Origin of the sequence: Romboutsia sp. BSD2780061687b_171204_C1 (assembly GCF_015560225.1) — a bacterium.
GTDB classification, from domain to species: Bacteria; Bacillota; Clostridia; order Peptostreptococcales; family Peptostreptococcaceae; genus Romboutsia_C; species Romboutsia_C hominis.
The window spans coordinates 77,432-101,557 of sequence record NZ_JADMRK010000003.1; the positions used below are offsets into that span (position 1 = coordinate 77,432).

Below are 24,126 nucleotides of genomic sequence, written 5' to 3' on the forward strand. Positions count from 1 at the left end.
AATTTTAGAGATTAGTCAAATTAAGAATCAAGATAGATAAAGGAAGCAAAAAAATATATATAATTTTTATATGGGAATTTAAATAGTCCTAATTAAGGAAGATTCAGAAAATTTCAATAAATTAGAAGGTGTTGATATTATAGATATAGTGGAGTACTATTTAATTGAAAATGTTTTCAATTTCAAAGGGGGCTAATAAAAATGGGGAACAATGTTAAAGAAGTAATAGAAAAAGTTATCGATGATGTAAAAGCTAGAAATAATGGAGAACCAGAATTCCATCAAACAATAGAAGAAGTTTTACATTCATTAGAAGGTGTTTTAGAAAAACATCCAGAATACATAGATGCAAGTATATTAGAAAGAATAGTTGAACCAGAAAGACAAATAATGTTTAGAGTGCCTTGGGTTGATGACAATGGAAAAGTACATGTAAATAGAGGATTTAGAGTACAATTTAACAGTGCAATAGGACCATACAAAGGAGGACTTAGATTCCATCCATCTGTTAACTTAAGTATAATAAAATTCTTAGGATTTGAACAAATATTCAAAAATTCTTTAACTGGATTACCAATAGGAGGAGGAAAAGGTGGATCTGACTTCAACCCTAAAGGAAAATCTGATAATGAGATAATGAGATTCTGTCAAAGTTTTATGACTGAATTATATAGACACATAGGTAAAGATATAGACGTACCAGCTGGAGATATAGGAGTTGGAGCTAGAGAAATAGGATTCCTATTTGGACAATATAAGAGAATAAGAAATGCTTATGATGCTGGAGTATTAACTGGTAAAGGATTAACTTATGGAGGTTCTTTAGCTAGAAAAGAAGCTACTGGATTTGGAGTTGTATACTTTGTAAACGAAATGTTAAACTATCATAAAGATACATTTGAAGGCAAGAGAGTTGTTATATCAGGTTCAGGAAATGTTGCAATATATGCAGCTCAAAAGGCTATGGAACATGGAGCTAAAGTAATAGCTATGTGTGACTCTTCTGGATATATAGTAGATGAAAATGGTATAGATTTAAGTATAGTTAAGCAAATAAAAGAAGTAGAAAGAAAGAGGATAAAAGAATATGTAGCTAGAAAAGAAGGTGCTACATATGTTGAAGGTCAAAAAGGAATATGGACTGTTAAGTGTGATATAGCTATGCCTTGTGCTACTCAAAATGATATAAACTTAGAATCAGCTAAGATACTAGTTGAAAATGGAACTAAAGTAATTGGAGAAGGAGCTAACATGCCTTGTACAAATGAAGCTGTTAACTATTTCTTAGAAAAAGGATTATTAGTTGCTCCTGCTAAAGCTGCAAATGCTGGTGGAGTTGCTACTTCTGCTTTAGAAATGTCTCAAAATAGTATGAGATTATCTTGGACATTTGAAGAAGTTGAAGAAAAATTACAAGTAATAATGAAGAACATATTTGAAGCATCTAAAAATGCTGCTGAACAATATGGGCATGCTGGAAACTATGTTGTAGGTGCTAACATAGCTGGATTCTTAAAAGTTGCAGATGCTATGATGAGTCAAGGTGTAATATAAGTTAAACTTATATCGTTATAAATAATATAGATTTTTCAAATTCATTGAATAAAAAAGAGAGGTATCCTTTTGGATATCTCTTTTTTATTTGTAATAAAAATAAATCAATATTTCTCATGTTATAATATAAATCTAAAAAATAAACAAATAATAAGGATTAATTATAAACATGATTAATAAGAAATATATTATAAAGATAGGAGTTTAAAAAATATGGACATTTTAAAGAAAATTGCAGAGATATTAAATAAATTAGATTGTACTTGGGCTATAGGTAGTTCTATGATGCTAAAATTTAATGGATTAGTAAAAAATCCAAGGGATATAGATATATTAATAGAGGCAAAAGATTCACAAAAAATAAAAAAGGCTATGGATAATATAGGTCAAAGGCTAGATTTGCCATCTAAAGATCCATTTAGAACTAAAGAGTTTTTTGGGTATAATATAGATGGAGTAGAAGTAGAATTTATGGGTGACTTTAGTATAGAGTTAGAAAATAAATCTATATACAAGTTTATACTAGATGAAAAGTCTATAAAGTATTTAACAAATTTAGATAAAGTAGTTATACCTACAACCACTCTAGAAGATTGGTTTGTAGCATATTTAGTCATGGGAGATCCTAAAGGAAGAGTACCTATTATAAAAAAATACTTAGTTAAAAATGGTATAAAACATGAAGAATTATTAAAAAGAAATTTAGAGCAGGACTTACCAAATGATATAAAAAATGAAATAATAGAATTATTAAATATAAATAAATAACAAATTGGAGGGAAAATTTTGAAATTAGAAAAAGTCGGCATGAGGACCTTTAAAACAGGATTAAGTGTAGCTGTTTGTGTTGTATTAGGTTCAATGATTGTCCAAAATCCATTTTACTCAACCATAGCATGTGTAGTATCAGTGCAAGATACAGTTAAAGGTTCGCTAAAAGCAGGATTTAACAGAGTAAAAGGTACGATACTTGGAGGTATAATAGGCTTTCTAATTGTGCTAATTAAGCCAGGAGATGCATTACTTTGTGGTCTTGGAGTAATTATTACAATATATCTATGCAATATGTTTAAACTCAATAAAGCAGTAGTTGTTGCATGTGTAACTTTTTTATCTATACATCTTGGAGTTATAAATTCTAGCCCCGCAGAGTATTCATTCTTTAGAGTGTTAGATACTTCAATAGGAGTAGTTGTAGGGGTATTTATTAATTATATATTAGCAAGACCAGACTATTTAGATACTACAAAAAATGATTTTCAATCTATAGAAAAATTAACAAAAGAATTTCTAGAACTTAAGATATTAAAAAAAGGAAGCTTTAATATAAAAGAACTAGAAAAAGAGATAAAGAAAGTAGAAGGCTCTTATTCTAAGTTGATAGATGAGCTAGATTATAGCAGAGATAATATAGATATAGAAAAAATAGAAGAAACAATAATTATATGTAGAGAGATATATTTCCATGTACAGTCAATAGAATTATTAGATAAAAAACTATACTTAAGCAAAGAAAATTATACAATTCTAAGAGAAATCTATGAAATAGAAGAAATAGAATGGGATTTAGATGAAAGTAAAAGTCCTGTATTCAATTATCATCTAAGAAAGATAATAGAAGAAGCAGAAATACTTCATACTATTAATAGTAACAATCAATATAAATTATATTAAAACGCTTTAGTGAATCAAAAGATTAATTTAATATATTCAAATTACAAATTTAATAAATAAAATTTAGTGCCTTCGTAAATATTACCTATATAGTATTTAAGGAGGCATTTTTCATGGAATCAATTAATTTAAATACGAAAATATTAGATACTTATAAAATGAAGCTTTTTAATGAACTTATAAAAGCTATTTGGAGTGAGGAATTTGATGATATAGATAATATACCTAAAAAAGTGCTAGATAAAAGCGTATATAATGAATTTGGGGAAGAGGCCATATTAAATTTAATGAGAATAGTTATGGGGCTAGATCCAATAGATAAAATAGATGAAACAATAAAAGAAATGCTAAATAAAGCTATGTGCACAAAGGAAATAAGCACACCAATAATATCAGTAATATCTCAAGTGTGCAATCATTGTGTTAACAAAGAAGATGGAAAGGAATGTTTAGTAAAAGAGAAGCATATTAATTGTAATAAGGACAATACATGTAATTCATGTGGAGGGTGTATAAGAGAATGTAGCTTAGGGGCAATATCTGATAAAATTCAATTCATACCTATTTTAAAGTTACTAAAAGATAAAAAACATCCTGTGTACGCAACTGTAGCTCCATCATTTGTAGGACAACTTGGAAATGATGTAACTCCTGGTAAGCTAAGAAGTGCTCTTAAAAAAGTAGGTTTCAAAGACATGATAGAAGTAGCTTTAGCAGCAGATATACTTACTGTCAAAGAAAGTTATGATTATTGTAATCATATTAAAGAAAATAAAGAAGAATGTTTTATAACTAGTTGCTGTTGCCCGATTTGGATTAGTTTAATAAAGTCAAGTTACCCTGAAATTGTAGACAACATATCTAAGTCAGTATCTCCTATGATTGCCTGTGCAAGGATTATAAAGGTTTTAAACGAAGATGCTAAAGTAGTTTTTATTGGACCTTGCGTAGCCAAAAAGAAAGAAGCTATAGCAGAAGATATAAAAGGAGCAGTAGATTTTGTATTAACATTTAAAGAATTAGAGGAGATATTTAAGGCTTTGGATATAGAAGCGGATAAAGAAGTAGAAGAAAATAGAATAGAATCATCAGCTCTTGGAAGAATATATGCTCATGCAGGAGGGGTAAGTAAATCTATTGAAGAGTGTGTAAAAAAAATAAATCCGAAAGCTAATTTTAAAGCTATTACTTTTCAGGGAGCTAAAGACTGCAAAGCAGGGCTTGAAAAAGTTATAAATAAAGACATCGATGTAACTTTTGTTGAAGGTATGGGATGTATAGGTGGATGTGTAGGAGGGCCAAAACGTATTTTAGACACAGAGAAAGGTAAATCATTTGTACAAGAATATTCTAAAGAAACAAATATAAAAACTCCATTTGAAAATATAAATGTAATTCAATTTTTAGCAAAAATGGATATGAAAAAAATCGAAACACTAAGAAGTGAAGACAGGGAGAAATTGTTAGGATTATTTAACAGAGATATAAGATTATAAAGTAATAAACAAAGGGGATTAGGGGGATGAATATAAAAAAAAATTACAAAATTTTAGCTATAATTTTAGTAGGATTTATTGTATTAAACATAGTTATTTTTAATATACCAAAGGAAGATGAGGATAGAAAATATACTTTATTAGAAAATTATATAGTAACGAGTACTTTAACTCAAACTATAAACGAAGCTACAACACAAAAAGAAAAAGGTCCTGTTTTATTACCACAGAAGATAGCATATATAACTATAGATGATGGTCCATCTAAATACACTAACTTGATATTAGACATATTAGAAAAAAATCAAGTTAAAGCAACTTTTTTTATGATAAATGATAATATGAAGAAACACCCAGATGAATTAAATAGAATGCAAAAAGAGGGCCATGGCATGGGATTTCATAGTGTAACTCATGATATACATAAGCTCTATAAAACACCACAAGCAACATTAAATGAATTTAAAACCTGCCAAGCAACTCTTTATAATATAACAGGAGATGTATCAAAATTAATAAGGCTGCCTTATGGAAGCAAGCCTTATATGCCTAAAGAATCTTATGATATGTTAGTAGAAAATAATTATAAAATATGGGATTGGAATCTAGACACACTAGACTGGAAATCTACAACAGACAATATTTTAAGTAGTTTATTATATTATGGTAGGAATAAATCTAATTTAATAGTATTAATGCATGAAAAAGAACAAACTGTAGAAGCTTTAGATAACATTATAAGAGTATTAAAAGAAAGAGGTTATAAGATAGAACCAATAAGTGAAGATACACAAGAGCGAAACTATTGGAAAGGAAATGTTCAAAGCTAATTAAAAAAATCAAAGTAGTACATATATTATTATAAATAATTGACAATAATAATATTAATTGGATATAATTAAAGAATAAATAATAAGATAAAAACTATGATAAAGAGGAGTATGTAAATACTACTAAAAGAGATGAAGACTCATAGGCTGAAAGGTCTTCTTAGTATAGGTTTGCAGAAGGTAGCTTTGGAGTTTCTAAGCTGAACTAGCAGTAGGTTTAGACGGTGGGAATCGTTAAAATCCATAAAGAGCCCAAATTATTAAGTATCTGTATTATAGATTAGTGAAGTTATGATTAAGAGATGTAGCTAAGTAAATACGGAATATAACTCTTAAAGGATGAATGAATTCAATTTGGGAATTAAGGTGGTAACGCGAGCTTTTCGTCCTTATAAGGATGAATGGCTCTTTTTTTATTTATACTATAAAATATATAAGTTTAAGACTTTTAGTCGAAGTGAAATTTTTAAGTTACTTGTATTATTAATAATTTGAGTAAGACAAATTTTTAATAAAAATAAAATTTTAAATAAAATGAGGAGGAAATGAAATTGGAAAACACTAATTTACCAAAAACGTATAATCCAAAAGATTTTGAATCAAGATTATATTCAAAGTGGATTGAAGATGGATTATTTAAATCTAAACCAAATCCAAACAAGAAGCCTTTCACTATAATGCTTCCACCACCAAATATAACAGGACAATTACACATGGGGCATGCTCTTGACCATACTTTACAAGATATACTTATAAGATGGAAGAGGATGGACGGATATGAAGCTTTATGGCAACCAGGAACTGACCATGCTTCTATAGCAACTGAAGTTAAAGTTGTTGAAAGAATAAAAGAGCAAGAAGGAAAGTCTAAGTACGATTTAGGAAGAGAAGAATTCTTAAAGAGAGCTATGGATTGGAGAAATGAATTTGGTAGAAAAATAGTGGACCAAATGAAACAATTAGGAGACTCTTGTGACTGGGATAGAGAAAGATTCACAATGGATGAAGGATGTAACGAAGCTGTTATTGAATTCTTCATTAAGTTATATGAAAAAGGTCAAATATACAGAGGAAACAGAATAATAAACTGGTGCCCAGATTGTAAAACAACTTTATCAGATGCAGAAGTTGAACATGAAGAACATGATGGAAAGTTCTATCATATAAAATACCCAATAGTTGGTAGTGACGAATTCTTAGAAATAGCTACTACTAGACCAGAAACAATGCTTGGAGATAGTGGTATAGCTGTAAATCCAGAAGATGAGAGATACACTCACTTAGTTGGAAAGAAAGCAATACTTCCATTAGTAAACAGAGAAATAATAATAGTTGCTGATGATTATGTTGATTTAGAGTTCGGTACTGGTGCAGTTAAAATGACTCCAGCTCATGACCCTAATGATTTTGAAGTTGGTCAAAGACACAACCTTGAAAAGATAAACGTAATGAACGAAGATGGAACAATGAACAAATTAGCTGGTAAGTATGAAGGTATGGACAGATATGAGTGCAGAAAGCAACTTATAGCTGACTTAGATGAAGCTGGATACTTAATAGCTATAAAAGATCATAATCATAATGTAGGTTCTTGCTATAGATGTCATACAGTAGTTGAACCAAGATTATCAGATCAATGGTTTGTTAAGATGGATGAATTAGCAAAACCTGCTATAGATATATTAAAGAAACAAGAATTAAAGTTTGTACCAGATAAGTTTGATAAAACTTACTTACAATGGTTAGAAAACATAAGAGATTGGTGTATATCAAGACAATTATGGTGGGGTCACCAAATACCAGCTTACTACTGTCAAGAGTGTGGAGAAGTAGTTGTTGCTAAAGAAATGCCTACTACTTGTCCTAAGTGTGGACATCATGAATTTAAGCAAGATGAAGATGTATTAGATACATGGTTCTCTTCAGCATTATGGCCTTTCTCAACATTAGGTTGGCCACACAATACAGAAGAATTAAACTACTACTATCCAACAAGCGTACTTGTAACTGGATACGATATAATATTCTTCTGGGTTGTAAGAATGGCATTTGCAGGAATGTTCTGTATGGGAGAAACTCCATTTGAACATGTATTAATCCACGGACTTGTTAGAGACTCTGAAGGTAGAAAGATGAGTAAGTCTTTAGGAAACGGAATAGACCCATTAGAAGTAATAGACCAATACGGAGCTGATGCTTTAAGATTCATGTTAGCTACTGGAAACTCTCCAGGAAATGATATGAGATTCTATATGGAAAGAGTAGAAGCATCTAGAAACTTCGCAAATAAATTATGGAATGCATCAAGATTTGTATTCATGAACATAGATGAAGAGATAATGAATGGTGTAACTAGAGAATCAGTTGAAAGCTCTATGACTTTAGCTGATAAGTGGATAATATCAAGAGCTAACAATGTGGTTAAAGAAGTTAACGACAACATGGACAAGTTTGACCTTGGTATAGCTGCTCAAAAAATTTACGACTTTGCTTGGTCTGAGTACTGTGACTGGTATATAGAAATAGTTAAGCCAAGATTATACTCTGACGATAAAGCTGCTAAACAAACAGCATTATATACATTAACATATGTATTAGAGAAGATATTAAAACTTCTTCATCCATATATGCCATTTATAACAGAAGAAATATACACTCATCTTCCAACAGTAGAAGGAAGTATAGTAGTGGCTCAGTGGCCTCATTACACTGAAGAAGACAACATGGCTAAAGAAGAAGAAATGATGAACTTAACAATGGATGGAATAAGAAACATAAGAAATGTAAGAGCTGAAATGAATGTTCCACCATCAAAGAAAGCTAAAGTTATAATAGTTCCAACAGCTGAAAAGAAAGAAGCTATGGAAGCTGGTAGAGATTACTTTGTAACATTAGCATCTGCATCAGTTGTTGAAATAGTAGACAATGAAGCTGGTATACCAGAAGATGCAGTAAGTGTTGTTATAGATGGAGTTAAAATATTTATACCACTTGATGAATTAGTAGACTTCACTAAAGAATTAGATAGATTAAATAAAGAAAAAGCTAAATTAGAAGGCGAAATAAAGAGAGTTAACGGAAAGCTTTCTAACCAAGGATTCTTAGCTAAAGCTCCAGAAAGCTTAGTTAATGAAGAAAAGGCTAAAAAAGAAAAATTCGAAGAAATGATGAAATCAGTTCTTGAAAGAATAGAAAATATAGAAGCTAAAATAAAATAGTTTATATAAAAAGAGCTACCTCTAAATAGAGATAGCTCTTTTATTATGTTATGAAAAATCTTTGAGATAAGTGGATAATTATAGTTTATAATATAAGTAAGAGAATTGAAATACTTATTTATATTAGGAGGTAGAAAAATGGCAAAAAATATATTAGGAAGAATGGCAGCCGATACATTAGGACTATCAGATATAGGAAAGATTATATCTCCTCAAGATTTTGATAAAGTTGATGGAGACGACTACATAATGCATGAAGATGGAGAAAAAATATACTTTGTTATAAAGTCAAAATCAGATGAATACGTATTTACTAATAGAGGCCTTTTACATGTAGATGGAGCAAATGCAGTTAGTAGGAAAAGGGTTGTAAAAAGACATGAATTTTACTATGAAAGAGTAGATGAAGTTACATTAGAAACTGCAGGTACAGTAGATTTAGATATAGAAATAAAGTTTAATTTCGGTAATGAAAGGTTTAGCATAGATGTAGATAAAAAACAACTAGAACAGTTAAAAGATTTATATAAAGCTCTAGTTGAAATAAGTATGATACAAGGCAGAAATTATACATCTGTAGAAGATGGTATAAATGGACTTAAGATGGCTAATGATGCAATATCAAGAAATCATCTAGAAGGAAATCCGGTAAATATAGTAGAAGACTTAGCTAAGTTTAACTTCAACTGGATGGAAAACTTAAGAAATACATATAACAATAAAGATTTTGGAGAAGTATTTGAAAAATATATAAATAACTAATAACTCATAGAATTTTATAAAAGTTATTGATGATTTATAGAGCATAGGTATACTACCTATGCTTTTATATTTATTAGATAAAGTACAATGTAAAATATTTTAAAGGATATTATTTCCGAAAAAAGGAATATATATAATCTATATATTTAAGATTGGAGAGAATGCTATGATATTGAAACTAGAAGATAAACATAGAAATATAGTCTTAGATTATGTAGTAAAGGAGCCTAGTAAAAATTTATTTATAATAGGAGATATTGAACAGCATGGGTTTAATAAAGATTTCCAAGAAGTATGGGGAAAGTTTGATGAAGATAACAATTTAAGAGGTATTTTATTAAGATACACAAATAATTTTATACCATATATTGAAAAACTAGATGAAGATGTATATGAATTTAAGGATATTATAAGAAAATATAAAGGCAAAAAAATAATATCAGGAAAAGATACTATAATAGAAAAATTTAAAGATGTATTGGAAGATTACGAAGAAAAAATTACATATTTTTGTGAATTAAAAGATGATAAAAAACTTTTAAAATGGGATGATACTATAAAACTAGGCATCGAAGAGGATGCACAAAGGATATATGATTTATTAAGTACAATAGAGGAATTTTCTGTAGAATATAGTGTTGATACAATAAGAAGTAGAATAAAAGATAATAGCACAGTATCTTATTATATAGAAAATGACAACAAAGAAATAATAACTATATCACAAATAACGGCAGAGAATAGTAAATCTGCTATGGTTGTAGGGGTAGCAACTAAAAAAGAATATAGAGAACAAGGATATATGGGTAAATGTTTATCTAAACTATGTAGTGATTTACTTAAACGCAATAAGACATTATGTCTATTTTATGATAATCCAAAAGCGGGAAGAGTATATCGTAGGATAGGATTTAAAGAGATTGGAATATGGACTATGTTAGTAGAAAAATAATTTATTATTATGATGTAATTAAATATCATATTATAAACTAAATTAGTAAAAAATATACTATAATAAAAAGTAGATAAATAATAACAAAAGAGAAATGACTAAGGGGGATAATAAATGAACTACCAAGAATCATTACATTACATAGAAGAAACTCACAAGTTTGGTGTAAGGTTAGGACTAGATAATATATCTAAACTATTAGAACTATTAGGAAATCCACAAGATAAGATAAATATAATACATGTGGCAGGAACTAATGGAAAGGGTTCAACTTGTTCTTTTATAACAAGTATATTAAAGGAAGCTGGATACAAAGTTGGATTATATACATCACCATTTTTAGAGACTTTCACAGAGAGAATAAGAGTAAATGGAGAAAATATACCAGAAGATGATGTAGCTAGAATAGTTACCTTAATAAAAGAAAAAATAGAATATATGGTGGCAAATGGATATTCATATCCTACAGAATTTGAAATAGTAACTGCCATGGCATTTTATTATTATTGTGAACAAAATGTAGATTTTGTAGCGCTAGAAGTTGGATTGGGTGGAAGATATGATGCTACTAATGTTATAAGCAAATCAGAAGTAAGTGTAATAACATCTATAAGCTTAGATCATGTAGGTATATTAGGAGATACAGTTGCTAAAATAGCCTATGAAAAAGGTGGAATAATAAAAGAAAATGGAGTAGCTATAGTATACGATCAAAGTGATGAAGCAAAAGATGTTATAAAAAATATATGTAAAGAGAAAAATGCTAAATATATAGAAGTTACATTTGATAGTATGAAAATTAAAAAATCAGATATAAATTCTCAAGTATATAGCTGTAAGGTTATGAATAAAACATATGAAGACTTAGAAATAAAGTTAATAGGAGAACATCAAGTTAATAATTCCATGTTAGCTTTAAGTGTGGTAGAGTACTTAAAAGAAGCTAAAAATTTAGATATAAATGAAGAAGATATTAGAATAGGTCTATTAAATACAAAGTGGCCAGGTAGAATAGAAAAGTTAATGGAAGATCCTATATTTATAATTGATGGAGCACACAATGAAGATGGAGCAAGTTCTTTGGCTAAATCTATAAGTGAAAATTTTGGAGACAAAAAAGGAACTCTTTTAATAGGAATGTTAGAGGATAAAGATATAGATAGTGTGTTAAAAATAATTATGCCTTATTTTGATAAGGTAATAACAACAACTCCAGATAATCCAAGAGCTATAAGCTGTGAAGCTTTAAAAGAAAAAATATCTAAATATGTGGACGATGTAATTTCAATAGAAAACATAGAAGAAGCTGTCAATTATACACTAAGAAACTCTAAAAAAGAAGATATAATAATAAGTGCAGGATCTTTATATATGATAGGAGCAGTTAGAACAATAGTAAATAATACATTAGAGTTAGCATAGTAGTATAAAACAAAGTGCCTTAAAATAGTAATAATAGCTATTTTAAGGCACTTTTCAACTTTAAAAACGATTAAAAAATAGTTTATAAATATATTATTTAAATGAACTAAAAATTTATAGAATATATTTTATACAAATAAAAAAGAGTATCAAATAAGGTAAAATACCTAAAGATACTCATAAATAAACATTATAGAGATTGGCGTATAGCTTTAGATAATTGGTCTGGGCAAGAAGTAGTTTTTCCGCCACAAGGTATATTAGCTAACTTATCAGCTACTTCAAATGCATTTTGACCAATTACTAATTGCTTAAGTCCTATTAAATTACCTGGACATCCACCTATAAACTCAACGTTAGTTATAACATTGTTATCATCTACTTCAAAATTCATTTCTCTACAACAAACGCCACTTGGCTTAAATGTTATTTTCATAATAAAACCCCTAACTTAATATATTATTTTCAATCCTATCATATCAAATATATATTCAATATTGCAATACTAAAAGATAGTAATAATATATAGATACAAAAGAATATACGATTATAGTATATGTATGAATAATAAAGGGGGCTAAAGTTTGAAGCTATATATTTCAAATTATCTATCGAATAGCATAAGTATATTAGATTATAAAGATTTTAAAACTGAAGAAATACTATTAGATGATGGGACTTATCCGCATCATTTTTGCATAAATAAAAAGCAGAAATTAATGTATTTACCCAGTTCAAGTAATGGAATAATGTATATACTAGACCTGGAACTAAAGAAAATAATAGATAGTATGTCTATAGGTGGTAACTTAAGTCAGATAGGTATATCTAAAGGAGAGCTTTATATATCTAATGAAGATTCTAATAGTATTTACATAATAAATGAACATACGCTAGAGCCAGTAGGTATAATTAGTGTAGGAGAAACACCGCATGGATTTGATTTTAATGAAAAAGAAAATAAATTATATGTACCTTGTAAAAATTCTATATACTGTATAGATACCTTAAGCAAATGTATAGATAGGGAGATTAAGATAGACTTCAAAGCATGGCATATAAAGGTAGATACTAAAAAAAATGAAGTATATGTATCTACATTAGATGGAAGTGTAATAGTACTAGATGGATTTAATATGAAGATAAAGCATATAATAAATCAGTTTTTGATACCAGTAGAAATATGCTTTAACTATAGCAAAAGTGAGGTATATATAGCTGATTTAGGACATAAAAAAGTAGTAATATTAGATTATAATAACTTAGAAATTAAAGGTGAAATTAAGATAAATGGGAATCCACAAGGTTTAGCTATTTCTAGAAATGAAGAATTATTATTTGTATCTGATACTCAAAATAACTCTATAAAAGTATATAATGCAATAAATCACATGTTTATAAATGAAATTAAAACAGGAAAAGAGCCTACAACAATAATATGTTTATAGGCTTAGTGGTTATCACGTATAAGTAAATCTATAACTTCTGCATACATATATGATGCATTTTTCTTCCAATTGTTACAAATAAGCTTGGCCTGTTTCTCTGATGAAACATTTAAGTTTAAATCTATTAAGTTAGATTGATTTTCAATAACTCTCAAGTTAACAATAAATTCATGATCACTTTGTTTTACAAAGCTTGATTTTACTTGTGTATCAGATAACAGATTCTCTTTATTATTTATTATATACTCGTCTATTTTTTTAGCTGTATCTTCAGGTATTCTAGATAAGAAGTACTCTAATATTTCTAACCCTTTTTGAGTAAGAGAGTAATATTCTTTACCAGAATCCTCATAAGTAACTAAAAATTTAGATTCCATAAGTTGACTTAAAAACTGTTGAAGAGAAAAATAATTCATAGTCTCAGTTTCTAAGATAACTTGAGTAATTTGAGAATTAGTTAAATCCATATTAATTTTATTTAAAATATATAAAATTAAAAGCTTGTGAGAAGCTAATTCTTCAGATGAGTTTTCAAACATTGTACCATCCTCCGTAAACTATTTCTATATAATATATTAAACCAAAATATACAAAAATAAAAGTAGAATTTGAATATATTCAATAAATAAAATATCTTTTTTTATTCGTAAAAATATAAGAGACTACCATTTAGGTAGCCTCTTATCACTTAGATGTCAGAATTTACTATACTATTTACCAGCCATTTGGTTTTCAGCCATTTCAACTAATTTTTTAGTCATATAGCCACCAACATAACCGTTTTGTCTAGCTGTTAAGTTACCTTTGTCTATTGTGTCATAGTTAGCTAATCCTATTTCATTAGCTATCTCTAACTTCATTTGATTTAATGCAGCCTTAGCTTCTGGAACAGCTTTTCTGTTGTTGTTTGCCATAGTAAATTTCCTCCTTAGATGTTGTGTACAATACATATTGTATTGTTGATACTAATTTACCCTGGAATCAAATTTTATATACGTTTTTTTAAAAATTATTTGTGCTTTGTATCAATTTTTATTGTTTGAACTTTGTATCAATTTTTATTTTTTTATCTTTACGTACACCTTCTTCAATTCCATGTGCTTCTCTTAGATAGTGTCTACCTTCAAGTTTAAATGTCTTTCTAGCTGTTTCAACTTGATGACCTTTAATATTACCAAAAGAACTTTTTATAATTGACATAATAGCACCACCTTATATTAGTATTAACTTTAATTTGCCCAAATAATAAATTTAGTTTAATAGTAATTTTTTGAAAAAAATAAAAATAAGTTTTAAATATAGGACAACAAAAAGGAGGTGTAAATATGAAGTATAAGTCTAAAAAAATAAAATATTTTAGATCTAGTACTTTCTTTTTAGGAGTAACAATAGTTTTTATAATAGCTTTAATAGGTGGAATTAGATATGTATGTTATGAAAAAGAAGTAGCTAGTATGCCAATACATAGTGTTGATACAAATGATAAAGAAATAGCTTTAACCTTTGATGTAGCATGGGGAAAAAATAATATAGATGAAATTTTACAAGTTTTAGAAAAACATAATGTAAAATCTACGTTTTTTTTGCTGGGCAGTTGGATAGAAGATAATAAGGAATTAGTTGAAAAAATACATAATGCAGGTCATGAAATAGGAAATCATTCTAATACACATGCAAGTTTTAAAAATTTATCAAAAGAATCAAAAGTTCAAGAAATTAAGTTAGTATCAGAAAAAATATATGATATAACAGGAGAAAAAACAAGTTTATTTAGACCTCCATTTGGTGATACAGATAAAGAAACTTTAGAGGTGAGCAATTCATTAGATCATCAAACCATTAAATGGAGCCTAGATTCTATGGATTGGAAGGGATTTGGTGCAAATCATGTTATTGATAGAGTAATGAAAAATTCTGAACCAGGATCTATAGTATTATTTCATTCAAATGTAAGTAATGTGGAAAATTACATAGACACTATAATACTTAATTTAAAGAAAGATGGATATAAAATAGTTCCTGTATCAGAAATAACATACAAAGAAAATTTCAAAGTGGATAGTAATGGAGTTCAAAAGCTACAGAATAAGTAGTAATAAAAGTAAGAATTTATAAATATATTTATTATATAAAAGATAAAATATACAATTAACAAATTGTGGGGGGATAAAGATGGTAACAGTTAAAGAAGAAACGAATGTAGTGAATTTAAGAGGGGAACTGAGTGAAAACTTAGAATTCAGTCATGAAATATTTGGAGAGAAGTTTTATAACACTACTATTAAAATAAATAGACTTAGTGATTCTTATGATATACTTCCTATTACAGTTTCAGAAAGACTTTTAGAAGATATAAAAATAGAGGAAGGGAATTTATGTAGTATATTGGGGCAGTTAAGGTCTTATAATAAAAATATTGATAATAGAAATAGACTAGTTTTAACTGTTTTTGTTAGAGAAATAAAGACGATAGAAGAGGAAAATAAAGATCCAAACAGTATATTTTTAGATGGTTACATATGTAAAGAGCCCGTTTATAGAAAGACTCCATTAGGGAGAGAGATAACAGATTTATTAGTAGCAATAAATAGACCATACAATAAATCAGACTATATACCATCAATAGTTTGGGGAAGAAATGCAAAATTTGCTAAAGGGTTAAAGGTTGGAGATAGAATACAAATGTGGGGAAGAGTTCAAAGTAGAGAGTATGAAAAAAAAGGTGAAGATGGAAATAGTATAAAGAAAGTTGCTTATGAAGTTTCTATATCGAAAATAAAAAAAATGAGTGAAAATAATAATGAATAGGGTTTCATAAAAAAACTAAAAATTTACTAGTTGAATAGTTGCTCCTTATTTATTATAATTTATTCTATGATGTTAGTTATAAATGCAGAAAGTAAAGAGGGGGAGCACTGTGAAAAGCGTATTATATCATGATTACGACCCTAGTATTAGTTTGACAGATAACTCTGATGATATAACTTGTTTTTTAGATACGATAAAGTATAATGTAGGCAATCATATACTACTTGTAGGAAAAATAGGTGACCTAGGGAAAAGATTAAGAAGGCTAGGAGTATATGTAACAATACTTGAGAATAGCCCTTATGAAGACGTATGTTATTCCTTAATACACAACGGAAACTGTAATGTTATAAAAGGAACACTTGAACTATTGCCTTTTGAAGATAGACATTTTGACAAAGTTATAATATTAGATCACTTTAATAACACTGGAAATTTCGAGCAAGCATCTAAAGAAATTAACAGAGTACTAAAGATCAATGGTGAGTTAATATTAGAAGATTTAAATTTAAAAAATATTAAAGTTAAGTTAAAAAATCTAAAGCATAAACTGTGCGGAGAAAATATCAAGTACCATTATCCAAATGATGTTGCAAAGTTATTTTCAACTTTAGATTTTGAAGGTAATGTTAAAGAAGTAGAAAATGAAAGATACATTTATATAGGAAAAAGAAAATAGAGATTTTACTAATATATATAAAGACTAGGTTAGCCTGGTCTTTTATATATTAAACTAAAAATAGGAGCCATATAGTTATGAGTATAAATTATCAATTAATAATAGTAGTAATGATGTTTGTTATATTAATATCTATACAATTTACGCTAAATAAAATATATTTAGTATTAAAGGATATAAAAGAAATACTTAATTTAAAAAGATTAAGAAAGGATTAATATGGCAAACTTAAAATACATAAGAGAAGATATTCAAAATATAGCAGAAGCAATAGTAGCTGTTTTAGGTATAGATGTAACCATAGTAGATGATGACTTAACTAGAGTTGCAGGTACAGGTATATATTTAGAAAAAATAGGAGAAAAAATAAGTGGATACTCTGCTTTTAATAAATGTCTAATAGAACAGATAGAAATAATAATAGATGATCCAAGTTGTAATGATATATGTAATGAATGCTCCAATAGTGGAGCTTGTAAAGAGTTTGCAGAGGTTTGTTGCCCTATAATAAGCGAAGGAGTAACCTATGGAGTTATAGGCCTTATAGCTTTTACAGAGGAACAAGCTAAAGTTATAAAAAACAATAACAATGTATTAATGAATTTTTTAGGTAAAATGGCTGATTTAATATCTAATAAAATTAAAGCTCAAGTAAAAGCTTATGAGTTAGAATTAGAAAAGAAAAAGCTAGAGACTTTAGTAAATGGTATAGATAAGGCTATAGTATCTATTGATGTAGATGGAAATATAGATAAATATAATTTAAAATTTAAGAAAGTATTCAATTTAGAAAATAATATAAATGGTAAAAATATATTTAAGCTTTTAGAGTTCATAAAAAAACCATCAAGAGATAATTTTAAAAAAGAAAAATCACATAGTTTTAACTATAAATTAGATAGATATGAATTAAAAGGAATATACAATATAAATGAAATTATTTTAAAGAAAGAATTAAAAGGATATGTTATAGACTTTATAGATAACAAAGATGCTATTAAAAACTATAATAAAATAAATAAAGATTATAGTATAACATTAGAAAATATAATAGGAAATAGTAGCATTATAAATAGTGTTAAAAAGGAAGCGCTAATAGCTTCTAAGTCCACTTCTACAGTACTAATTACAGGAGAAAGTGGTACTGGTAAAGAGTTATTTGCAAGAGCTATACATAACCATAGTAATAGATGTGAAAATCCATTTGTAGCTGTAAATTGTGCAGCCATACCAGATAATTTACTAGAAAGTGAATTATTTGGTTATGAAGAAGGAGCTTTTACAGGAGCAAAAAAGGGTGGTAAATTAGGTAAGTTTGAAATAGCTAATAAGGGTACTATATTCCTAGATGAAATAGGAGATATGAGCTTGCATCTACAAGCAAAATTACTTAGGGTATTACAAGAAAAAGAGCTAAATAAAATTGGAGCAAAATCAAATAAATTTATAGATGTAAGGATAATAGCAGCTACCAATAAAGATTTAGAAAAAATGGTATTAAAGGGAACTTTTAGAGAAGATTTATATTATAGGCTTAATGTAATACCTATATCACTTCCAAATTTAAGACAAAGAAAAGATGATATACCAGATTTAATAGATTTTATGATAAAAGAATATTCTAGAAAGTTAGAAAAGCATGTAACTGGTATTGACAAAAATGTGCTAGATGTAATGTTAGAATATAAATGGCCAGGAAATATAAGAGAGCTTCAAAATATAATAGAGTATGGCGTGAATATGTCTATAGGAGAAATTATAACATTAGATGTAATACCTAATAAATTAAAAAATGTAGAGTTAGAAGAAGTATTAGTTCAAAATGATAAGATAAGAACTTTAGAAGAATTAGAAAAAGCAGAAATCATTAAAGCATTACATAAATATAAAGATTATAAAAAAGACAAAGAGCTAGTAGCAAAAGCATTAGGTATATCTAGAGCTACTCTATATAGAAAACTAGAGAAATATAAAATTATCTCAAAATGAGAAAAAATCTCATTTTGAGATTTTTTTTTACTCAAATTGAGATAAAAATATAAATTTATACACAAAATTAATATTTAAATGCAGATTTAGAAAAAAACTAAAAAAATAATAATCTTAATTATAATGTAGAAAAATGATGACAAATGCGTACATATAAGCATTTTACGGAAACGTTTTAACTAGATAAATTAAATAATAGAAAAATAATAATTAATTTAAAAAGTTGGCACATATATTGCTATATATAAAAGTATAAACTTAATTTATGTGGGAGGAAATGTTATGAAGGATGTAAGAAATCAAATAGTTAATATATTAAAGGCAGAAGTAAAGCCAGCTCTAGGATGTACAGAGCCAGTTGCAGTTGCATTAGCTTGTGCTAAAGCAAAAGAATTATTAGGGGAAGAAATAGTTAAGCATAACGTATTAGTTAGCCCAAACGTATATAAGAACGGAATGTGTGTAGGAATACCAGGAACAGAAAGATTAGGATTAAAAATATCAGTAGCTTTAGGATTTATAGGTGGACACTCTGAAAATGGATTAAGAGTATTAGAAACTTTAACTGAGGAAGAAGTTAAAAAGGCAGAAGAGTATATGGATACTCATCCAATATCAATATCACCAGCGGATACAAAGGAAAAGGTATATATAGAAGTAAACTTAGAAGGAAAAACTAGAACTTCAAGGGTTATTATAAGAACTAAGCATGATAACTTTGTTTACTTAGAAGAAAATGGAAATATTTTATTAAATGAAGAAGGGTTAGAAGAAATAGCAGTTACAACAGAAAAAGAAGAAAACATAATGGACACTATAACTATAGAAGAATTAGTTAAAAATGTAGAAGCATTAGATCTTAAAGACATAGAATTCTTATTAGAAGGAATAGCTATGAATGAAGAAATAGCTAACTATGGATTAAATCAAAAAGTAGGTATAGGTGTTGGATACGGAATAAAGAAATCTATGGAAGATGGATTACTTGGAGACGACTTAATGAACCAAGCTATGATGATAACAGCAGCTGCATCAGATGCTAGAATGGCAGGAGTTAAAATGCCAGTTATGAGTTCAAATGGTAGTGGAAATCACGGTTTAACTGCTATACTTCCAATAGTAGCATACAACAAGAAATTCCCTCAATCAGATGAAAGATTAGCAAAAGCTTTAGCTATATCTCACTTAGTTACAGCATATATTAAAAATTACACAGGAAGATTATCAGCAGTATGTGGATGTGGAGTTGCTGCATCAACAGGAGCTACAGCAGGTTTATCTTGGTTAATGAGCGGAGATGAAAGACAAATAGAAGGTGCTATAGAAAATATGGTAGCTAACTTAAGTGGTATGATATGTGATGGTGCAAAAGCAGGTTGTGCATTAAAATTAGCATCAGCAGCATCAGCAGCAGTACAAAGTGCTATAATAGCTAAACAACAATGTTTCGTACCACCAATGAATGGTATAGTTGGAGCTAAAGTAGAACAAAGTATACAAAACCTAGGAAGAGTAAGTGATAAAGGTATGTCTGTTACAGATGAGGTTATAATAAATGTAATGGATGATATGAACAAGGTTAAGTAATTCTCCTTGCAAAAACATCTAATCTCCTATAAAATTGAAAGTATCATTTATACATAATGGAGGATTTATTATGAATATCGAAACTAAAAAGTGGGAAGTTTTATGTTCTGAAGAACAAATTGCTACTAGACTTAAGGAATTAGGTGCACAAATATCTAAAGAGTATGAAGGAAAGAATCTTTTAGTAGTATCTTTATTAAAAGGAAGCTTTATCTTCTGTGCTGACTTAGTAAGAAACATAACTGTTCCAGTTAAAATAGAGTTTATGACAACTTCAAGCTATGGTCACGGAGAACAAAGTAGTGGGAACGTAAAGGTTGTATCAGATGTAAATTCTAGTTTAGAAGGATATGATGTATTAATAGTAGATGATATAACAGATACAGCATTAACTATGCATCATGTTATGAATCATTTAAAAACTAAAAATCCAGCAAGCGTAAAATGCTGTGTATTACTTGATAAGCCAAGTAGAAGAAAAGTTGAATTAGTTCCAGATTACTGTGGATTTGAAATAGAAGACAAGTTTGTTGTTGGATATGGATTAAACTATGGTGATTATTACAGAAACGTACCATACGTATTCAATGTTACAAATGAAGATAGATAAATAAAAAGTTGCTCTTAGGAGCAACTTTTTATTTACAAAGATTTTGTAATTTATATAAACTATATAAGTAAACTAAGCTAATATATATTTATACACATATCAACTGTAAAAATGGTTGAAAAGTGGATAACTTCAAAATGAAAATGGTTGCAGGAGGATTAAGTATGGGGATAAAAATGATACATCATATATGCATTCAAACAGAAAAATATAAGGAATCATTAGATTTTTACACAAGAATACTGGGATTTGAAGTAGTTCAAGAGAGTAAAAATTTCCACAACAGAGAATATAATACGTGGATAAAACAAGGTACCTTTATGATAGAACTTCAGACGCCTAAAGCTGGGGATAAGTTTAAAAAGTGGACATCTTTAAATGAAGGCCCAGTGCATATGGGATTTATTGTGGATAATGTGGAAGAAGAGTATAAAAGGATAAAATCGCTAGGATATACTAATTTTAAAGTTAAAAATGGAGAAATTGTATATAAAGTAGAAGGTGAAAGTTTATTTAAAATAAAAGCACCAGAAGGAACAGAAATAGAAATTAGAGATACTGATATAGCTTAGTATCAAAAACACCCTTCTATTAATATGATATTAGTATGAAAGTATTATAATTAATGGGGGGATTTTTTTGAGAAATTTCAATGAGAAATATTCATTGGTTAGAGTATTACATGCTTTGGTAAGCGGAGAAGAATTAGATGTATATATAGATGGATTTCCTTTTTATATGGATGTAAGATTTGCTCAATTTACACCATATATATATGTACCAGAAGGAGAGCATATATTTAGCGTTTATTTAAAAGATGAAAGGGATAGTCCTTTGAGTGAGGTTAGTATCGATGTAAAAAATGATGAGCTTATAACAGCAGCTATTATAGAAAAAAATGATAAAGTAGATATACTTCCTATACCAGAGAAAATGGGAGTTCCAGAAGATAATACATCGAAGATTAAGTTTGTACACTTAGTTCCAGAAGCACCAAATGTTAATATACTAATGGGTGGAGAAGAAATATTTAATAATGTAGGTTATACAGATTATACAGAGTATGAAAATGTGCCAATAGGAGAGTATAAGATGGATATAGAATTGACGGAAAATAAAAAAACAGTTTTAAGCAACTTAGTAAATATAAATCCAAATAGAATATATACATTTTATGTTATTGGGATATCGCCTAATATAGATATGATTCAGACATTAGATGGAGCAACTTTCTTACAGTGATAGATATAAACTATAAAAATTTGTTATTATTAAAAGTATAGATAAATTTATCTATACTTTTTTACGCTTAAGGAAATTATCATACTTCAAAAACTATAGATAACTATTGTAGCTAAGCAATACCAATTAGTTTAGTAAGCGCAAAAAAGACAATTTGAAGCGCTTCGCGATACGTCGCTCAAGCAACGGATGAAGTGTAGCGCCCACGTAGTGGCTTAAGCGAAGCGAATTTTTTATGTTCAAAGTTATATTTATGTGGTATATAATATAATTAGTTTAATTAGGAGTATAAATACTATGAAGAAAGCAAGGATTTTAATAAATATAGTCTTAATAATAGCATTATTATTTGGAAGTTATAAGGTTATAAGCAAGGTTTTAGACTATAAAAAGGCAGATAAAGTATATGATGATATAAAGAAAATAAAAGAAACAAGAGAAAAACAACTTGTATCAAAAGTACAAAGTAATAATAATTATAAAGTAGGCAATAGTGAGGTAGATGATAATAAAGAGGTTAAACAAAATAGTCCTTATAATAAGACTACTTTAGATTTATCTGATATAAATAAAGATTATAGAGGCTGGATAGACATTGATGGAACTAATATAGATTACCCAGTTCTTCAAGCTAAAGATAATAGCTATTATCTTAAAAAGGATATAAATAAAAATTATTTACCATCAGGTTCTATATTTTTAGACTATAGAAATAACAGATTTGAGGATAGTAATACAGTTATTTATGGTCACTATATGAGAAATAATACAATGTTTGGTGAGTTGAAGAAATTTAAAGATAAAAAATTCTTTGATAAAAATAATAAAATATACATAGAAACGCCAGATGGACAAAAATTAGAATATAAAATTTTCTCAGTTTATACAACTGATGCAAATTATAATTACATACAGACTTCTTTTAATTCTAAAAGTGATTATAAACAATTTCTTAATAAAATAAAAAACAAGTCTTTATATAACACTAATGTAGAAGTAAGTGAAAATGATAAAATACTAACTTTATCTACTTGTAGCTATGAATTTGAAAATGCGAGAACTGTAATTCATGCCAAATTAGTAAATTAAAAGGCTCAAATTAATATTTATTAATTTGAGCCTTTTATATTTAATCCAAATCTCTAAGACCGTCCATTAACTTAGTTTTATCAGCTGTTTTTTCGTCTTTTATTTTTATGACTTTTGCAGGAGAGCCAGCAACTACCTCTCCTTCTAACACGTCATGGGTAACAACTGAACCTGCTGCCACAATAGCGCCCTTTTTTACTGTTACACCTTCAAGTATCACAGCATTTGCTCCTATTAAAACATCATCCTCAATTATAACAGGAGAAGCAGAAGGTGGCTCTAAAACGCCAGCAATAACCGCTCCGGCACCTACATGAACATTTTTTCCGATTATACCTCTTGCTCCTATAACTGCGTTCATGTCAATCATGGCATTATCACCAATAACAGCTCCAATATTTATAACAGCTCCCATCATGATAACCGCATTTTTTCCTATAGTAGCCATATCTCTTATTATAGCTCCAGGCTCTATACGAGCATGTTCATGAAGGTAGTTGTATATAGGTATAGCAGAGTTCCTTCTATCATACTCAATATATATATCGTTTATAAGATTTTCCTTACTTTTTAGAAAATCATTTATTGTATCATAGTCACCAATAAGTATATAAGAACCATTAGAACCAAATACCTTAAATTCCTTAGCTTCTTTGAAGCTGATAAGATTAGTATTTATATAAACCTTAACAGGTGTTATTTTTTTTGATTCTTTTATATATTTGGCTATTTCATAAGCATCGTTTAAATTTATCATTAGTTACCT

The 24,126-nt window shown here is 28.3% G+C and carries 25 protein-coding genes and 1 other annotated feature; of the genes, 20 read left to right on the forward strand and 5 right to left on the reverse strand.

Features of this window, described 5'->3' with window-relative positions; genetic code table 11:
- The first annotated feature begins 201 nt into the window (after positions 1–201).
- The 9 genes from gdhA to I2H23_RS08205 all read left to right on the forward strand — a co-directional run bounded on the left by gdhA (position 202) and on the right by I2H23_RS08205 (position 11,908).
- A complete protein-coding gene (gdhA, locus tag I2H23_RS08165; protein WP_166504708.1) occupies positions 202–1,554 on the forward strand; it encodes an NADP-specific glutamate dehydrogenase in 1,353 nt (450 codons plus the stop codon).
- A gap of 213 nt (positions 1,555–1,767) precedes the next feature.
- Positions 1,768–2,322: a hypothetical protein gene (locus I2H23_RS08170; RefSeq protein WP_195581463.1), complete on the forward strand. Its 555-nt coding sequence runs from the start codon at positions 1,768–1,770 to the stop codon at positions 2,320–2,322.
- Between the two features lie 18 nt (positions 2,323–2,340).
- A complete protein-coding gene (locus I2H23_RS08175) occupies positions 2,341–3,228 on the forward strand; it encodes an FUSC family protein (protein ID WP_195581464.1) in 888 nt (295 codons plus the stop codon).
- Positions 3,229–3,341: 113 nt separating this feature from the next.
- Positions 3,342–4,724 (forward strand): [Fe-Fe] hydrogenase large subunit C-terminal domain-containing protein, encoded by a 1,383-nt coding sequence (locus tag I2H23_RS08180; RefSeq protein WP_092922455.1) that lies wholly within the window; start codon positions 3,342–3,344, stop codon positions 4,722–4,724.
- Positions 4,725–4,750: 26 nt separating this feature from the next.
- Positions 4,751–5,554 carry a polysaccharide deacetylase family protein gene (locus I2H23_RS08185; RefSeq protein ID WP_195581465.1) on the forward strand — a complete coding sequence of 268 codons (804 nt, stop codon included), beginning with the start codon at positions 4,751–4,753 and terminating at the stop codon, positions 5,552–5,554.
- Positions 5,555–5,641: 87 nt separating this feature from the next.
- Positions 5,642–5,948, forward strand: a binding site (T-box leader).
- 151 nt (positions 5,949–6,099) lie between these two features.
- The gene (locus I2H23_RS08190; RefSeq protein WP_195581466.1) at positions 6,100–8,772 is read left to right on the forward strand and encodes a valine--tRNA ligase; all 2,673 of its coding nucleotides are present in this window, start codon (positions 6,100–6,102) and stop codon (positions 8,770–8,772) included.
- Between the two features lie 138 nt (positions 8,773–8,910).
- Complete coding sequence (locus tag I2H23_RS08195) at positions 8,911–9,534, forward strand: PH domain-containing protein (RefSeq protein WP_092922464.1); 624 nt, start codon at positions 8,911–8,913, stop codon at positions 9,532–9,534.
- Between the two features lie 166 nt (positions 9,535–9,700).
- A complete protein-coding gene (locus tag I2H23_RS08200; RefSeq protein WP_092922467.1) occupies positions 9,701–10,486 on the forward strand; it encodes a GNAT family N-acetyltransferase in 786 nt (261 codons plus the stop codon).
- A gap of 114 nt (positions 10,487–10,600) precedes the next feature.
- Positions 10,601–11,908: a bifunctional folylpolyglutamate synthase/dihydrofolate synthase gene (locus tag I2H23_RS08205; protein ID WP_092922470.1), complete on the forward strand. Its 1,308-nt coding sequence runs from the start codon at positions 10,601–10,603 to the stop codon at positions 11,906–11,908.
- Between the two features lie 190 nt (positions 11,909–12,098).
- Here I2H23_RS08205 and I2H23_RS08210 read toward each other — a convergent pair whose 3' ends face one another.
- Positions 12,099–12,344 (reverse strand): TIGR03905 family TSCPD domain-containing protein, encoded by a 246-nt coding sequence (locus I2H23_RS08210; protein WP_092922473.1) that lies wholly within the window; start codon positions 12,342–12,344, stop codon positions 12,099–12,101.
- A 148-nt stretch (positions 12,345–12,492) separates the two neighbouring features.
- Between I2H23_RS08210 and I2H23_RS08215 the strand changes: the two genes are divergently transcribed.
- Positions 12,493–13,356: a YncE family protein gene (locus I2H23_RS08215; protein ID WP_092922476.1), complete on the forward strand. Its 864-nt coding sequence runs from the start codon at positions 12,493–12,495 to the stop codon at positions 13,354–13,356.
- Positions 13,357–13,358: 2 nt separating this feature from the next.
- Here I2H23_RS08215 and I2H23_RS08220 read toward each other — a convergent pair whose 3' ends face one another.
- From I2H23_RS08220 to I2H23_RS08230, 3 genes are all read right to left on the reverse strand, one after another.
- Entirely contained in the window at positions 13,359–13,895 is a 537-nt protein-coding gene (locus I2H23_RS08220; RefSeq protein ID WP_092922479.1) for a DUF4364 family protein, read from the reverse strand.
- Positions 13,896–14,066: 171 nt separating this feature from the next.
- Positions 14,067–14,270: an alpha/beta-type small acid-soluble spore protein gene (locus I2H23_RS08225; RefSeq protein WP_092922482.1), complete on the reverse strand. Its 204-nt coding sequence runs from the start codon at positions 14,268–14,270 to the stop codon at positions 14,067–14,069.
- 118 nt (positions 14,271–14,388) lie between these two features.
- On the reverse strand, positions 14,389–14,556 hold the full coding sequence (locus tag I2H23_RS08230) for a hypothetical protein (protein WP_166504717.1): 168 nt from the start codon (positions 14,554–14,556) through the stop codon (positions 14,389–14,391).
- Between the two features lie 125 nt (positions 14,557–14,681).
- Here I2H23_RS08230 and I2H23_RS08235 point away from each other — a divergent pair, with 125 nt between their 5' ends.
- The 10 genes from I2H23_RS08235 to srtB all read left to right on the forward strand — a co-directional run bounded on the left by I2H23_RS08235 (position 14,682) and on the right by srtB (position 23,360).
- Positions 14,682–15,449, forward strand: a complete 768-nt coding sequence (locus I2H23_RS08235; RefSeq protein ID WP_092922485.1) for a polysaccharide deacetylase family protein — start codon at positions 14,682–14,684, stop codon at positions 15,447–15,449.
- Between the two features lie 79 nt (positions 15,450–15,528).
- On the forward strand, positions 15,529–16,164 hold the full coding sequence (locus I2H23_RS08240) for a single-stranded DNA-binding protein (protein ID WP_092922488.1): 636 nt from the start codon (positions 15,529–15,531) through the stop codon (positions 16,162–16,164).
- 109 nt (positions 16,165–16,273) lie between these two features.
- Positions 16,274–16,843, forward strand: a complete 570-nt coding sequence (locus I2H23_RS08245; protein WP_240276208.1) for a class I SAM-dependent methyltransferase — start codon at positions 16,274–16,276, stop codon at positions 16,841–16,843.
- A gap of 77 nt (positions 16,844–16,920) precedes the next feature.
- A complete protein-coding gene (locus I2H23_RS08250; RefSeq protein ID WP_166504718.1) occupies positions 16,921–17,061 on the forward strand; it encodes a hypothetical protein in 141 nt (46 codons plus the stop codon).
- Between the two features lies 1 nt (position 17,062).
- Positions 17,063–18,832: a sigma-54 interaction domain-containing protein gene (locus tag I2H23_RS08255; RefSeq protein WP_195581467.1), complete on the forward strand. Its 1,770-nt coding sequence runs from the start codon at positions 17,063–17,065 to the stop codon at positions 18,830–18,832.
- 282 nt (positions 18,833–19,114) lie between these two features.
- Entirely contained in the window at positions 19,115–20,419 is a 1,305-nt protein-coding gene (locus tag I2H23_RS08260; RefSeq protein ID WP_195581468.1) for an L-cysteine desulfidase family protein, read from the forward strand.
- Between the two features lie 70 nt (positions 20,420–20,489).
- Positions 20,490–21,029 carry a hypoxanthine phosphoribosyltransferase gene (hpt, locus tag I2H23_RS08265; RefSeq protein WP_092922501.1) on the forward strand — a complete coding sequence of 180 codons (540 nt, stop codon included), beginning with the start codon at positions 20,490–20,492 and terminating at the stop codon, positions 21,027–21,029.
- A 164-nt stretch (positions 21,030–21,193) separates the two neighbouring features.
- The gene (locus tag I2H23_RS08270; protein WP_092922504.1) at positions 21,194–21,601 is read left to right on the forward strand and encodes a VOC family protein; all 408 of its coding nucleotides are present in this window, start codon (positions 21,194–21,196) and stop codon (positions 21,599–21,601) included.
- 67 nt (positions 21,602–21,668) lie between these two features.
- Complete coding sequence (locus tag I2H23_RS08275; RefSeq protein ID WP_176698632.1) at positions 21,669–22,271, forward strand: DUF4397 domain-containing protein; 603 nt, start codon at positions 21,669–21,671, stop codon at positions 22,269–22,271.
- A gap of 297 nt (positions 22,272–22,568) precedes the next feature.
- A complete protein-coding gene (srtB, locus tag I2H23_RS08280) occupies positions 22,569–23,360 on the forward strand; it encodes a class B sortase (RefSeq protein WP_092922510.1) in 792 nt (263 codons plus the stop codon).
- Positions 23,361–23,400: 40 nt separating this feature from the next.
- Here srtB and dapD read toward each other — a convergent pair whose 3' ends face one another.
- Positions 23,401–24,117, reverse strand: coding sequence for a 2,3,4,5-tetrahydropyridine-2,6-dicarboxylate N-acetyltransferase (gene dapD, locus I2H23_RS08285; RefSeq protein ID WP_195581469.1), 717 nt, complete (start codon positions 24,115–24,117; stop codon positions 23,401–23,403).
- Between the last annotated feature and the right edge of the window lie 9 nt (positions 24,118–24,126).